Consider the following 13,374-nt stretch of genomic DNA (forward strand, 5'->3'; position numbering starts at 1 on the left):
GATGAGGGGTTCTATCCGCGCATTCACTGCAAGAGATTCATTCGCGGATAGAACCCCTCACCCGCCTCGCCGCCATGCGGCGAGCCACCCTCTCCCACAAGGGGAGAGGGTGCACTGTCCGTCCCTCACTTAAACCAATGCACCAGCGCGATGCTGATGCCGAGCAGCAGCATCAGCGACAGTGTCACTGCGGCTGTGACGCGGCCGCCGACATTGGCGAGCACGCGGACGTCGACGCCGAGGCCTAGCGCCGCCATCGACACCACCGTGAGAAAGCTCGTGATCTTCGTCACCGGTCCCACCACGGTGCCGGGCACGATCTCCAGCGAGCGCAACGTCGCGAGCGCGAGGAAGCCGAGGATGAACCACGGGACTAAGCGGAAGAAGCCGACATTGGTCTTCTTGGCGCCGGTCTGCCAGCGCGAGGCCGCGAGAGAGAGGCCGACGACGACTGGCCCCAGCATCAACACGCGCATCAGCTTGACCAGCGTGCCGATCTGCGTCGAGACGAGGCCCGCCGGGACCGTCGCCGCCAGCACCTGCGGTACGGCGTAGACGGTGAGGCCGGCGAGAATGCCGTATTGTGTGGCGGACAGCTGCAGCAGCGGAATCAGGAGCGGCAGGCCCAGTACCATCATCACGCCGAGGATCGCCGTGAAGGAGATCGAGGATGCGATCTCGTCGTTGTTGGCGCCGATGATCGGCGCTACGGCTGCAATCGCCGAATTGCCGCAGATCGAGTTGCCGCAGGCGATCAGGATCGACAGCCGCGTCGAGAGGCCGAGCATGCGGCTCAAGCCAAAGCTGACACTGAGCGCGACCACGACCACAGCCGCAATCGACGCCAGCAGCGCGACGCCGGAAGCCGCAATGGCGGCGAAGCTGATGGAGGCCCCCAGCAGCATCACTGCGACTTCGAGCAGCTGCTTGGCGCTGAAGGCGATGCCGGCCTGCCAGCGCGGCGCGGGCTTCCAGAAGCTACGCAGCGCCATGCCGAGCAGAATCGCCATCACCAGCGCCTCGACATAGGGGTGCTGGAACACGCCCAGCTCCGCCCGCTCCAACAGGGCCGAAACGCCGGCCACGGCGATGCAGAGGAGAATGCCGGGAATCAGCGCAACAATGCGGCTTGCGGCGGTGGTCGGTTTGGCCTCGGCCGAACTGGATGCTTGATTCTGCGACACAAATCTCTCCCGGAGGAGAAGGATTTATACGCAGCGCGGTTCGATTGGGGAATATGTTTTCGACATATCAGGGCCGAGGGGAAGTTCTATCCTCAGCCCGGACGGATCGCCACAGAAACTAGGCTGGCCTCAGAAGATCAGGCTCTTGGCGAGCGAGGCGACGCGGCTGAAACCGTCATAGACGCCCGGCTCAAAGAAGGCCGCACGCGCCAGAACGATCCCCGCCACCAGCGACCAGAACAGGCCGGTCCCGGCCCGCAGCAGGAGCTTTGACGCGCGCGACTGCGGCTGGGTGTCCGTCGCGGACACCAGGCGCTCGCCGAAGGGCTCAAATCCAATGCGTTCCATAACAGGACCAATCCATCAATCTGTGCCGGAAATGTCGTCGTTTCGGCCCCAAACAGCAATGGAAGCGATTGGCGTTTTTGCCCCCCGGAGAGAAAACTCCTTCCGCCTGAGATGCCCGCGGCAATAGTTTTCTTCTTTTGAGCGATTTGGCGGCCCAGGAGCCGGCTACGACGCCAGATAACGCCGCCGGATAGCCCCGTGAGATCGCTAGAGGGTTGCCATGCCCAAGCCGCGTGTTCGCATCTCACCGACTACAAGAACTCCTACGCGCTCCTCGCCAACAAGCGCCACATAGCGTCTACGCCGCCAGCCCGCCTCCGACCGGCGCGAACTCCAGGCCCAGGCTCTCCGCCACCGCCTTGTTGGTGATGCGGCCGCGATGGACGTTGAGCCCGTTGCGCAAGTTAGGATTTTCCAGCACCGCCGCAAATCCCTTGTTCGCCAGCATCAATCCGAACGGCAGCGTCGCATTGTTCAGCGCCTGGCTCGACGTCACCGGCACCGCGCCCGGCATGTTGGCGACGCAATAATGCACGACCCCGTCGACCTCGTAAGTTGGGTCGGTGTGGGTGGTCGGACGCGAGGTCTCGAAGCAGCCGCCCTGGTCGATCGCGACGTCGACTAGCACCGCGCCACGCCGCATCGATTTCAACATCTCGCGGGTGACGAGCTTTGGCGCGCTGGCGCCCGGCACCAGCACCGCGCCGATCACGACGTCGGCCGCGAATACCTCCTCCTCTACCGACTCGATGGTCGAGAAGCGGGTGCGGACGCGCCCCGTGAAGAGATCATCGAGCTCGCGCAGCCGGGGGATTGAACGGTCAATCACCGTGACCTCCGCGCCCAGACCTGCGGCCATGCGCGCGGCCTGCGTTCCCACCACACCGCCGCCAAGCACGACCAAGCGCGCTGGCTGCACGCCGGGCACGCCGCCGAGCAGTAAGCCGCGGCCGCCGGCGGAACGCCTGAGCGCGGCGCCGGCTGCCTCGATGGCAAGGCGGCCGGCGACTTCGCTCATCGGCGCCAGCAGGGGGAGGTGACCGGCCGCGTCGGTGACGGTTTCATAGGCGATCGCGGTGCAGCCGGACGCGAGCAGGCCCTTGGCCTGTTCGGGATCCGGCGCGAGGTGAAGATAAGTGAACAGGATCTGGTTTTCGCGAAGCTGGGCCCACTCGCTTTTCTGCGGCTCTTTCACTTTCACGATCATGTCGGACTTGGCGAAGACGTCGACAGCGCTGTCGGCGATGGTGGCCCCTGCCCGCCGATAGACATCATCCGAGGCGCCGATGCCGCTGCCGGCGCCGGTCTCGACCGTCACCTGGTGCCCGGCCGCGACATATTCGCGAACCGCCCCGGGCGTGAGCCCGACGCGATATTCCTGCACCTTGATCTCCCTCGGCACACCGACACGCATCTTGAGCTCCTTCCAAGGTCTCTGATTCTCCTCGTGATCGTAGCGACGTGGCCGGTTTGGTTTCGTGCAAATATCCGCTAGGTTCGGCATCCCCACGCCGGTTTCGGGCGTGGCAGAGCCCTTTCACGCTGGAAACCAAACCTTGGCCCTCGACCGGAAAGATCTCGCCATCCTCGCGGAACTCACGGCCAATGCGCGGGCGAGCCACACCGAGCTTGCCAGCAAGGTCGGGATGTCGAGCACGGCGCTGGCGCGGCGGCAGAAGGCGCTGGAGGACGACGGTTATATCCAGGCCTACCAGGCCGCGCTCGATCTGGCACAGTTCGGCCTTACTACAACGGTGCTGGTGCGCATCGCGCTGGAGAGCCAGAGCGACGAGGCGCTGAAGGCGTTCGAGGCGGAGGTGGTCAAGTGCCCGTCCGTGGTGCGCTGCTTCCTGATGTCGGGCACCGACGATTACATCCTGATCGTGCTTGCCCGCGACATCCAGGATTTCGAGCGCATCCATCGCACCGAACTGTCGCGCCTGCCGCGCGTGGCGCGGGTGCAATCGAGCTTCGCGCTGCGCGAGGTCGTCAACCGCGCCGTGCCGACCGTGGTGTTCGGGGAGGCGAAGCGTTGACCCGCTTCTCCGCGAGATAATCCGACTCTGGAACCAAGCCGCCGGTCGTCCGTTGGGCGCTATTGGTCAGCGGAGACGACGCGCCCTCGCGTCAGCATGCCTGACTCCGACTCGGCCTCCATCGCAGGGAACACGAGCCCCTTGCAGGGAAAACGACATGGCCGAAGCCGCACATCAGATCGCCGAACGCATTCCGATCAATCTTGTCGTCAATGGCGTCGGGCGCACGCTCAACCTCGTACCCTGGACCACGCTCCTGGACGCGTTGCGCGATCATCTCGCGCTAACCGGCACCAAGAAGGGCTGCGATCATGGTCAGTGCGGCGCCTGCACTGTGCTGGTGGACGGCCGTCGCGTCAATTCCTGCCTGACGCTCGCGGTCATGATGGACGGCGCCGAAGTCACCACTGTCGAAGGCCTCGCCAGCGACGGCACGCTGCATCCGCTGCAGCAAGCCTTCATCGACCAGGACGCATTCCAGTGCGGCTATTGCACGTCGGGCCAGATTTGTTCGGCGGCCGGCTTGCTCGCCGAGGGCCATGCCCGAGACGCCGGCGAGATCCGGGAGCTGATGAGCGGAAATCTCTGCCGCTGCGGCGCCTATCCGAACATCGTCGCCGCCATCCAGCAGGCAATGGGCCGGCCATGAACAATTTTCAGTACTCCCGCGCCACTGACGTCACCGATGCCATCCGCCTGCTGGCCGCCAATCCCGGCGCCAGGCTCATCGCCGGCGGCACCAACCTGATCGACCTGATGAAGGAGAATGTCGAGCGTCCGTCCCGGCTCATCGACATTTCCCGCCTGCCGCTGCGCAAGTTCGAGGAGACGGCCGACGGCGGCCTGCGCATCGGTGCCTTGGTGCCCAACTCGGACCTCGCCTACCATCCGCTGATCGAGCAGCGCTATCCCCTGCTCGCCAGCGCGATCCTGGCCGGCGCCTCGGCGCAATTGCGCAACATGGCCTCCGTCGGCGGCAATCTGATGCAGCGAACGCGCTGTGCCTATTTCTATGACACGGCGACGCCCTGCAACAAACGGAATCCCGGCAGCGGCTGCTCGGCACTCGACGGCCTCAATCGCAACCATGCGATCCTCGGGACCAGCGCCTCCTGCATCGCGACCAACCCGTCCGACATGAGTGTAGCCCTGGCCGCCCTTAATGCCCTGGTGCATATCGCCGGGCCCGCCGGCGAGCGCGTCATCGCGCTGACCGATTTCCATCGGCTTCCCGGCGACGCGCCGCATGTCGACACCAATCTTGGCGCCGGCGAGATCATTACGGCCATCGAACTGCCGTCGCGCGGCTTTGCTCAGAACTACAGCTATCTGAAGATCCGCGACCGGCTATCATATGCTTTTGCTTTGATCTCGGTTGCGGCCGCGCTCGATCTGAACGGCAACGCCATCCGCGAAGCGCGCCTGGCGCTCGGCGGCGTGGCTCACAAGCCCTGGCGCAGCCTCGAAGCCGAAGCGGCGTTGCGCGGCAAGGCGGCAACGCCGGATCATTTCTCGCACGCTGCGGATCTGCTGCTTCAGGGCGCGACCGCCCGTGCGCATAACGGCTTCAAGATCGAGCTCGCGCGCCGCGCCATCGTGCGCACGCTGACGCAGGCCGCGGACGCCACGCCGCAATCCCAGTCTCACAAGAAGATCGCGTGAGGGACCGATGAACGCCTATGTCGGAACACCAACGTCCCGCGTCGACGGCCGGGCCAAAGTCACCGGGGCCGCCAAATACGCCGGCGAATTTCCCGCCGACGGGCTCGTCCACGGCTTCATCGTCGAAGCCACCATTCCACGCGGGCGCATTGCCCGCCTCGACACCAGCGCAGCGCTGAAGGTGAACGGTGTGCTCGACGTGCTGACGCATGCGAACCGCCCGCCGCTCGCGGGCAACGACGAGGCCTGGAAGGACGAGGTGGCGCCAGAGAAAGGTTCGCCGTTCCGTCCGCTGTATGACGATACGATCAAGTTCAGCGGCCAGCCGATCGCGCTGGTCGTCGCGGAGGACTGGGAAACCGCTAAATTCGCGGCCACGCTCGTGCGGGTCGAATATAAGCCGAGCAGCTTTGCCACCGATCTCGAGGGCGAGCGCAGCAGCGCCGCCGAGATGGACAAACCGCTCAAGCCGCGGGGCAACGCCGCAGCGGCCCTTGCTCGAGCGGCCGTGCGCCACGAGGCCGACTACGTCATCCCGACCGAGCATCACAACCCGATGGAGCTGTTCGCGACCACGGCGGTCTGGGACGGCGGCGGCAAGCTCACGGTGTACGACAAGACGCAGGGCGTCCAGAACGTCCACAAATTTCTCTGCGCCGTGTTCGGCAAGAAGCCGGATGATATCCGTGTGGTCTCGCCCTATGTCGGCGGCGCTTTCGGCTCCGGCCTGCGGCCGCAACACCAGGTGGTGCTGGCAACACTCGCCGCGCTCGCGCTAAAGCGGTCCGTTCGCGTCGTGCTGACGCGGCAGCAGATGTATGGGCTCGGCTACCGGCCGATGACCATCGAGCGCGTCGGGCTCGGCGCAAAATCCGACGGTACCCTCGACGCGGTCACGCACGAGGCCATTGCCATCACCTCGCGCTACGAGGATTTTGCACGCAACGACACCGGCTGGGCCGAACAGCTCTATAAGAGCCCGAACAGCCGTTTCTCCCACAAGCTGGTCCACCTCGATGTTGCCACGCCCTGCGACATGCGCGCACCGGGTGCCGCGTCCGGCGTCTGCGCGCTCGAATGCGCCATGGACGAACTCGCCGTCGCGCTCAAGCTCGACCCGATCGAACTGCGGCTGAACTGCTATTCGGATCGCGACCAGAGCGAAAACCTGCCCTACACCAGCAAGCAGCTGCGCGAATGCTACGCCCGCGGCGCGGAGGCCTTCGGCTGGAGCCGGCGCAATCCCGCGCCGCGTTCGATGCACGACAACCATGAGCTGGTCGGCTGGGGCATGGCGACAGGCGTTTGGGAAGCCCTCCAGATGCCGGTCGCAGTCCGTATCGCGCTGACGTCGAACGGCCATGCCGAGGTGTCTTGTGCCGCATCCGATATCGGCACCGGCACCTACACCGTCGTGGCGCAGGTTGCCGCCGATGCGCTCGGCCTGCCAATCGAGAACATCAGCGTCAGGCTCGCCGACTCCACCCTGCCGCAGGCGCCGGTCGAAGGCGGCTCCTGGATGGCCGCCTCAAGCGCACATGCCGTGCTTGCAGCGGCTGAGGAGGTGCGCAAGGAGCTGCTGAGCCTGGCCGGGAAAATGCCTGGCTCGCCGCTCGCCAACGCCGAGTTGGCCGATACGGTCCTGATCGACGGCAACATTGCAGGGATCAGCGACCACAGCCGCGCAGTCTCGATCGCCGACGCGATGCGCCATGGCAATATCGAACGCATTGCGAAAGAAAAACTCAACCACTTCGACGAAGACAAGAAGCACGCGCGCAACACCCATTCGGCGGTGTTCGCCGAGGTGAAGATCGATGAGCAGCTCGGCGTCATCCGCGTCACCCGGATCGTGAGCGCCGTCGCCGCCGGGCGGATCCTCAACACTAAGACCGGCCGCAGCCAGATCATGGGCGGCGTGGTCTGGGGAATCGGCATGGCCCTGCACGAGGAGACGGTGATGGACCACCGCTTCGGCCGGATCATGAACGCGAACATCGCGGAGTACCACATCCCCGTGAATGCCGATGTTCACGACATCGACGTGATCTTCGTCGACGAGCCGGACGCGCACATCAACAAATTGGGCGTCAAGGGGCTCGGCGAGATCGGCATCGTCGGCGTCCCCGCGGCGATCGCGAACGCCGTCTACCACGCCACCGGCAAGCGCATCCGCCGGTTCCCGATCACGCTGGACAAGCTGCTTGGCTGAGCGCCGGTCATCCGGACCGCATCCGACAGGCCCGATCCGCTGTCATCTGATTGTCATCGAATGTGCCGAGAGCTGTTTCTCTCGCACATTCGGGACATGACATGGACTATTTCAAGCGCTTCAACTTCCTGTTCGCCGCACCTGTGTTCGACGCCGACGACCTCGAAGGGGTCCGGTTCAACCAGATCATCGAGGAGATTCAGCGCTCCGGCTTCGAGGTGGTCCGGGCCCGCAAGCTGGAGGATGCCGAGATGGCGGTGCAGACCGATGCCGCGATCGGCTGCATGGTGGTGGACTGGGGCAAGAAGGGCCTGGAGGGCAAGACCTCGTCGCTGATCAACCTGATGCGCCGCCGCGGACTCGACTTCCCGATCATTCTGCTGATCCGGCGCAAACGTTTCGAGGATCTGCCGGTCGAGGTGCTCGATTTCATCGACGGCTATGTCTTCCTGTCTGAGGAAACGCCGACCTTCATCGCCAAGAACCTGATCAGCCGGCTGAAGCAATATGCCGAGACGCTGAAGACGCCATTCTTCGGCGCGCTGGTCGACTACGCCGAGGAAGGCAACCAGCTCTGGACCTGTCCGGGCCACAATGGCGGCGTATTCTACAATCGCAGCCCGATCGGCCGCGTCTTCGTCGAGCATCTCGGCGAGTCCGTGTTCCGCGACGACCTCGACAATTCCGTGCTCGATCTCGGCGACCTCCTCACCCACGAGGGCCCGGCGCTGAAGGCGCAGAAGGAAGCCGCCGCGATCTTTGGCGCGGAGAAGACCTATTTCGTGCTCAACGGCACCTCCACCTCGAACAAGATCGCGCTCGGCGCGCTTGTCACCGACGGCGACCTCGTGCTGTTCGACCGCAACAACCACAAGGCCGCCCATCACGGCGCGCTGATGATCAATGGCGGCGTCCCGGTCTACGTGCCGACTATCCGCAACGCCTGGGGCCTGATTGGCCCGATGCGCTGGGACGCGCTCGAGGAGAAAGCCTTACGCGAGGCGATCCGCAACCATCCGCTGGTCGAGGATCGCGACGCCTGGCGCAAGGAGCGGCCGTTCCGCGTCGCCGTCGTCGAGCAATGCACCTATGACGGCACGATCCACAGCGCCGAAATGATTTTGAAGCGCATCGGCCATCTCTGCGAGTACATCCTGTTCGACGAGGCCTGGGCCGGCTTCATGAAATTCCACCCGCTCTATGCCGGCCGCTTCGCCATGGGGCTGGCGAACCTTCCCGCCGAAGCGCCCGGCATCATCGCGACGCAATCGACGCACAAGCAGCTCGCGAGCTTTTCGCAGGCCTCGCAGATCCACATCAAGGACCGCCATATCCGCGGCCAGAAACGCCGCGTCGAGCACCGCCGCTTCAACGAGAGTTTCATGCAGCACGCTTCGACCTCGCCGTTCTATCCGCTGTTCGCCTCGCTCGACGTCGGAGCGCAAATGATGAAGGGCCGCTCCGGCGAGGTTTTGTGGGACGATACGATCCGGCTCGGCATCGAGCTGCGCAAGAAGATCCGCGCCATGCGCCGGGAGTTCGAGGAGAAGGAGCAGAATCCCGATCGGCGCTGGTTCTTCGAACCCTTCGTTCCCGATCGTGTCGCCATTCCCGACGTCAGCCGCCCGGGCGCTGCGCACAACGTTGCCTGGGAGACGCTCTCCACCGACGAGCTCGCCACCAATCCCGCTCTGTGGCAGCTCTCGCCCGACAGCACCTGGCATGGCTTCCCTGGCCTCAGCGAGGGCTTTGCCATGACCGATCCGAACAAGCTGACGCTGCTCACCCCCGGCTTCGACCGCGTCACCGGCGCCTATGCCGAGCACGGCATTCCCGCGCCGGTCGTCGCGCAATATCTGCGCGAGAACCGCATCGTTCCCGAAAAGAATGACCTCAACTCCCTGCTCTTCCTGCTCACGCCGGGCGTCGAGGCGAGCAAGGCCGGCACGCTGATCTCGGGCCTCGTCGCCTTCAAGAAGCTGCATGACGACAATGCGCTTCTGGCGGACGCAATTCCGGAATTTTACCAGCGGCGGCAGGCGCGGTATGCCGGCATGCGGCTGCGCGATCTCTGCGGCGAGATGCACCGCTTCTTCCGCGCCGCCGACGTCAGCGCGCTCCAGTCGCGGCAGTTCATGCCCGAGCACATGCCGGAAATCGGGATGTCGCCGCGCGATGCCGCGCGCTTCCTGTTCCGCAACGACGTCGACTATTTGCCGATCGAGGCGATCGCGGGCCGCATCGCCACCACGCCTTTCGTGGTCTATCCGCCCGGCATCGCCACCATTGTGCCCGGCGAGCGGCTGACGGAACGGGCAAAGCCCATGGTCGATTACCTCAAGATGTTCGAGGCCTGCTTCAATATTTTTCCGGGCTTCGACGTCGAAATCCAGGGCGTCTACAAGGAGGTCGATGCCAACGGCCGCATCGGGCTCTATACCTATGTCGTTGCCGAGTAGGTGCTGATGAACGAAACAGCCGCAATGCGCGCGGATGACGAGCCGGTCCTGGTCCGGCCCTCACGCGAAGCCGATATCGAGGCGATGCTGGCGATCTACCGCCATCACGTCCGCAGCGGGGTGCCCCGAGACGTCGAGGGAACCGGCGCGCCGGAGCCTGACGATTTGCGCGACCGGCGCAAGAACCTGAAGCAGACCCGCCTGCCGCACCTGGTCGCGACTTTTCGCGGCGAGGTGGTGGGCTATGCCTACGCGGTGTTGTTCCGCAAGCGCCCCGCCTATCGCTACACGGCCAAGCACTCGATCTATGTGCACCACGACTATCTCGGCCACGGTGTCGGACGGCTGTTGCTGCAGGAGTTGATCGACAACTGCGCTGCGGCCGGCTTCCGCCAGATGATCGGATATATCGATGCCGACAACGCGCCCTCGCTGGCGCTACACGAGAAGTTCGGCTTCGCGCGCGCCGGCCTGTTGTGCGGCGTCGCCTATCGCCACGGCCGCTGGTCCGACACCGTCATGATGCAGCGCTCGCTCGGCACCGGCGCAACCGCGCCGCCGCCGGCAACGACTCCCGGCCGATAGGCTTCAGGACGGAAAATCGGCCGCTCTTATCTGGATGCGGTCGGCGTGCAGCGACCAGTGATGCAACGCCTGGTCCTTGCAGAACCTGGCCTTTGCCCGCTCCTTGGCTTCATCCTCATCGGAGGCGTCGATCTCGAGCGTGCCCTGGCACACCTCGATCTGCCGGCCGTACTCGCCGAGCACGTCCTTCATGAACCTGACGACATAAGTTGACATGGGACCTCCTGCTCTCCCCGGCGGCACTCTAATCCTGTTTAGCCTCAATGCGGGAGAGGGATTTTGACGCGGATCAAAATCAGGGAAGCAGCGGTTCCAGCCCGCGTCATTCCGGGGCGCGCGGAGCGCGAGCTGAGAAGCCATTGGACAGCGTCCCTACCCCGGCATCACGCCGAACGCCTGCTTGAAACGCTCGGCATATCGCGGCCAGACCTCGGGATTGATGATGCGCGGCGGGCGCTTGCCGTCGAGCGTGTCCAACACCTGTTCGGCGGCGATCCGGCCCATGTTCCGGCGCGCCTCAATGGTCACGCCCGCGGTGTGCGGGCTTGCCAGCACGTTGTCGAGCTGGAGCAGCGGATGTTCCGGCGGCGGCGGCTCCTTGGACCAGACGTCGAGGCCGGCGCCGGCGATGCGCTTGTCGCGCAACGCCTGGAGCAACGCGTCCTCGTCATGGATGAAGCCGCGCGCCGTGGTGATAAAATAGGCATGCGGCTGCATCAGTGCAAATTCGCGCACGCCGATCATGCCGCGGCTGCCCTTGTCGAGCGGACATGAGATCGAGACGAAATCCGCGCGACGCAAGAGCTCGTCGAGCTCGACCTTCTCCCCGCCCCGATTCGCCATGACCTCGGCCGTGAGGTACGGGTCATAGGCCAGCACCGTCATGCCGAGCAGGCCCTTGCACAGCGCAGCGATGCGCCGACCGACATTGCCGAGCCCGACGATGCCGACGGTCTTGCCCTCGACCTCGTTGCCGACCAGCTCGTTGCGGTTGACGCCGCGCTCGCGGCGCAGGCGGCGGTCGGACTGGATGATGCGCTTGGACAGCGTCAGCATCATCGCCAGCGCGTGCTCGGCGACCGAATGGGCATTCCCTCCGGACTGGTTGACGACCAGCACGCCCGCATCCGTGCAAGCCGCGACGTCGACGGGATCGAAGCCCGCGCCATTGCTGGAGACGAGCAGCAGGTTCGGCGTGCGCTTCAGGAAGGCGGCATCGACATGGAAATGCGGCGCGAGCTCGTCGCGGGCAGCGCCGATCTGGTAGACATGGGCCGCTTCGATGATCGGCAGATAGAAGTCTTCGAGGCTCTCGTTCTCGATGCGGTCGAGCCGGAGATCGGGCCGCGCCTTCAGGATGTCGATGTAGATCGGATTGGCCAGATATTTGACGTAGAAGACGCGCTTGCTGTTGACGGACATCAGGACCCTTCCGGCTCTCTCGAGGAGATCCGCAGGGCCAGCGCGTCGCGCCCCCTCCATGCGTCACTCCCGCTTCTTGTCGTTGCCACCACCTATGACATGGCGGCGCCGGCCGCGGCAGGCGATCTGGCGCAGGTCACGGTGCCGGCTCGGACATGTTGACAATCCCGCTCGCTCCGTCAAGTTCGGCGGACCGCCGCGACGGACACGCCTAAGACAATGGCAAAGACCAAGAAGCATGCGCGGCTGAAGGGAGAACGCAATGGCGATTGCGGAACAGCAGGCCTCGCCCCAGGCGGCGCAGGCATCCGGCGACAAAACCTGGCACGGCATCGTCCTGCAAACCTTGAAGCGGAACGCGATCAGCCTGATCCCCTACGTGCCCGACCGCGTGCTGACGCCGCTGATCAAGAACCTGCACGCCGATCCCTTCTTCACCACCTTTGCCACCGCCCGCGAGGAAGAGGCGGTCGGCGTCGTCGCGGGCGCCTGGATGGGCGGGCGGCGCGGCGCCGTGCTGATGCAGACCTCCGGCTTTGCAACGCTCGCCAACGTGCTGGCTTCGCTCGCGGTGCCCTACCAGATTCCGCTGATCATGTTCGTCTCCGAGCGCGGCACGCTCGGCGAGTTCAACTATGGTCAGTCCCTGGTCTGCCGCACCATGCGCCCGGTGCTGGATTCGCTGGCTTTGGAGCACCACACCATCACCCGCCTCGACGAGCTCGAATTCATCGCCGACCGCTCGATCAAGCAGGCCGTCACCACGCAAGCGCCGGTGGCGCTGATCCTCAACCCGCTGCTCACCGGCGGCAAGGTTTTCGACAAGTGAGGCCGGCCCAAATGAACAAAGACCTGGACACGCGCAACACCAAAGTCATGAACCGGTTCGATATCACCTCGCGCCTGATCGCGAAGCTCAAGCACGAAGAGGCCGTGATCGGCGGCATCGGCAACACCAATTTCGACCTGTGGGCCGCCGGCCATCGCCCGCAAAATTTCTACATGCTCGGCAGCATGGGCCTTGCATTTCCGATCGCGCTCGGCGTGGCGCTGGCCCAGCCCGAGCGCCGCGTATTCGCGCTCGAAGGCGATGGCTCGCTGCTGATGCAGCTCGGCGCGCTCTCGACGATTGCGGCGTTGAAGCCGAAGAACCTCATCATGATCGTGATGGATAACGGCATCTACCAGATCACCGGCGCGCAGCCGACGCCTGCCGCCGGCGTCGCCGACGTGGTCGCCATCGCCGCCGGCTCGGGGCTCGCCAACAGCGCCTGGGCCGCAGATGAGGAGGATTTCGAGCGCCTGGTCGAAGAGGCGATGTCCGCCTCCGAGCCGAGGCTGATCGCCGTCCGCATCGACGACAAGCCCGGGGTCGGCACCACCCGCCGCGATCCCGTGCAGATCCGTGAGCGCTTCATGCACGGCCTCGGCGTGCGCGAGCCGCTTTAACGTTTCGTCATTAACCA

Annotated in this window: 13 protein-coding genes; 8 read left to right on the plus strand and 5 right to left on the minus strand. The window is 65.0% G+C overall.

Annotation, left to right across the window (positions count from 1 at the left end; genetic code table 11):
- Positions 1–125 precede the first annotated feature (125 nt).
- From FXV83_RS14075 to ald, 3 genes are all read right to left on the minus strand, one after another.
- A complete protein-coding gene (locus tag FXV83_RS14075; protein ID WP_148739851.1) occupies positions 126–1,184 on the minus strand; it encodes a YeiH family protein in 1,059 nt (352 codons plus the stop codon).
- 129 nt (positions 1,185–1,313) lie between these two features.
- Positions 1,314–1,532, minus strand: coding sequence for a hypothetical protein (locus FXV83_RS14080; RefSeq protein ID WP_148739852.1), 219 nt, complete (start codon positions 1,530–1,532; stop codon positions 1,314–1,316).
- A 298-nt stretch (positions 1,533–1,830) separates the two neighbouring features.
- Positions 1,831–2,946 (minus strand): alanine dehydrogenase, encoded by a 1,116-nt coding sequence (ald, locus tag FXV83_RS14085; RefSeq protein ID WP_148739853.1) that lies wholly within the window; start codon positions 2,944–2,946, stop codon positions 1,831–1,833.
- A gap of 142 nt (positions 2,947–3,088) precedes the next feature.
- Between ald and FXV83_RS14090 the strand changes: the two genes are divergently transcribed.
- The 6 genes from FXV83_RS14090 to FXV83_RS14115 all read left to right on the plus strand — a co-directional run bounded on the left by FXV83_RS14090 (position 3,089) and on the right by FXV83_RS14115 (position 10,486).
- Positions 3,089–3,568: an Lrp/AsnC family transcriptional regulator gene (locus FXV83_RS14090; protein ID WP_187435887.1), complete on the plus strand. Its 480-nt coding sequence runs from the start codon at positions 3,089–3,091 to the stop codon at positions 3,566–3,568.
- Positions 3,569–3,725: 157 nt separating this feature from the next.
- Positions 3,726–4,217, plus strand: a complete 492-nt coding sequence (locus tag FXV83_RS14095) for a (2Fe-2S)-binding protein (protein ID WP_148739857.1) — start codon at positions 3,726–3,728, stop codon at positions 4,215–4,217.
- Entirely contained in the window at positions 4,214–5,230 is a 1,017-nt protein-coding gene (locus FXV83_RS14100) for an FAD binding domain-containing protein (protein ID WP_148739860.1), read from the plus strand. The genes FXV83_RS14095 and FXV83_RS14100 overlap by 4 nt, the downstream gene beginning before the upstream one ends.
- A gap of 7 nt (positions 5,231–5,237) precedes the next feature.
- On the plus strand, positions 5,238–7,442 hold the full coding sequence (locus tag FXV83_RS14105; protein ID WP_148739862.1) for a xanthine dehydrogenase family protein molybdopterin-binding subunit: 2,205 nt from the start codon (positions 5,238–5,240) through the stop codon (positions 7,440–7,442).
- 101 nt (positions 7,443–7,543) lie between these two features.
- Positions 7,544–9,901: an Orn/Lys/Arg family decarboxylase gene (locus FXV83_RS14110; RefSeq protein ID WP_148739864.1), complete on the plus strand. Its 2,358-nt coding sequence runs from the start codon at positions 7,544–7,546 to the stop codon at positions 9,899–9,901.
- A 6-nt stretch (positions 9,902–9,907) separates the two neighbouring features.
- The gene (locus FXV83_RS14115) at positions 9,908–10,486 is read left to right on the plus strand and encodes a GNAT family N-acetyltransferase (protein WP_187435888.1); all 579 of its coding nucleotides are present in this window, start codon (positions 9,908–9,910) and stop codon (positions 10,484–10,486) included.
- 3 nt (positions 10,487–10,489) lie between these two features.
- On the opposite strand, the gene FXV83_RS42650 is transcribed toward FXV83_RS14115, so the two are convergent.
- Positions 10,490–10,702, minus strand: a complete 213-nt coding sequence (locus tag FXV83_RS42650) for a hypothetical protein (RefSeq protein WP_187435889.1) — start codon at positions 10,700–10,702, stop codon at positions 10,490–10,492.
- Positions 10,703–10,858: 156 nt separating this feature from the next.
- Complete coding sequence (locus FXV83_RS14125; RefSeq protein WP_148739867.1) at positions 10,859–11,908, minus strand: hydroxyacid dehydrogenase; 1,050 nt, start codon at positions 11,906–11,908, stop codon at positions 10,859–10,861.
- Between the two features lie 262 nt (positions 11,909–12,170).
- Here FXV83_RS14125 and FXV83_RS14130 point away from each other — a divergent pair, with 262 nt between their 5' ends.
- Both FXV83_RS14130 and FXV83_RS14135 read left to right on the plus strand, forming a co-directional pair.
- Complete coding sequence (locus tag FXV83_RS14130; protein WP_148739869.1) at positions 12,171–12,737, plus strand: thiamine pyrophosphate-binding protein; 567 nt, start codon at positions 12,171–12,173, stop codon at positions 12,735–12,737.
- Positions 12,738–12,748: 11 nt separating this feature from the next.
- On the plus strand, positions 12,749–13,357 hold the full coding sequence (locus tag FXV83_RS14135; protein WP_148739870.1) for a thiamine pyrophosphate-dependent enzyme: 609 nt from the start codon (positions 12,749–12,751) through the stop codon (positions 13,355–13,357).
- Positions 13,358–13,374: the final 17 nt, after the last annotated feature.

Origin of the sequence: Bradyrhizobium hipponense, assembly GCF_008123965.1 — a bacterium.
GTDB lineage: Bacteria > Pseudomonadota > Alphaproteobacteria > Rhizobiales > Xanthobacteraceae > Bradyrhizobium > Bradyrhizobium hipponense.

Coding starts and splice junctions, on each gene's coding strand:
- FXV83_RS14080 (WP_148739852.1), bottom strand. CDS start 1,532: ATGGAACGCATTGGATTTGAGCCCTTCGGCGAGCGCCTGGTGTCCGCG.
- ald (WP_148739853.1), bottom strand. CDS start 2,946: ATGCGTGTCGGTGTGCCGAGGGAGATCAAGGTGCAGGAATATCGCGTC.
- FXV83_RS14095 (WP_148739857.1), top strand. CDS start 3,726: ATGGCCGAAGCCGCACATCAGATCGCCGAACGCATTCCGATCAATCTT.
- FXV83_RS14100 (WP_148739860.1), top strand. CDS start 4,214: ATGAACAATTTTCAGTACTCCCGCGCCACTGACGTCACCGATGCCATC.
- FXV83_RS14105 (WP_148739862.1), top strand. CDS start 5,238: ATGAACGCCTATGTCGGAACACCAACGTCCCGCGTCGACGGCCGGGCC.
- FXV83_RS14110 (WP_148739864.1), top strand. CDS start 7,544: ATGGACTATTTCAAGCGCTTCAACTTCCTGTTCGCCGCACCTGTGTTC.
- FXV83_RS14115 (WP_187435888.1), top strand. CDS start 9,908: ATGAACGAAACAGCCGCAATGCGCGCGGATGACGAGCCGGTCCTGGTC.
- FXV83_RS42650 (WP_187435889.1), bottom strand. CDS start 10,702: ATGTCAACTTATGTCGTCAGGTTCATGAAGGACGTGCTCGGCGAGTAC.
- FXV83_RS14125 (WP_148739867.1), bottom strand. CDS start 11,908: ATGTCCGTCAACAGCAAGCGCGTCTTCTACGTCAAATATCTGGCCAAT.
- FXV83_RS14130 (WP_148739869.1), top strand. CDS start 12,171: ATGGCGATTGCGGAACAGCAGGCCTCGCCCCAGGCGGCGCAGGCATCC.
- FXV83_RS14135 (WP_148739870.1), top strand. CDS start 12,749: ATGAACAAAGACCTGGACACGCGCAACACCAAAGTCATGAACCGGTTC.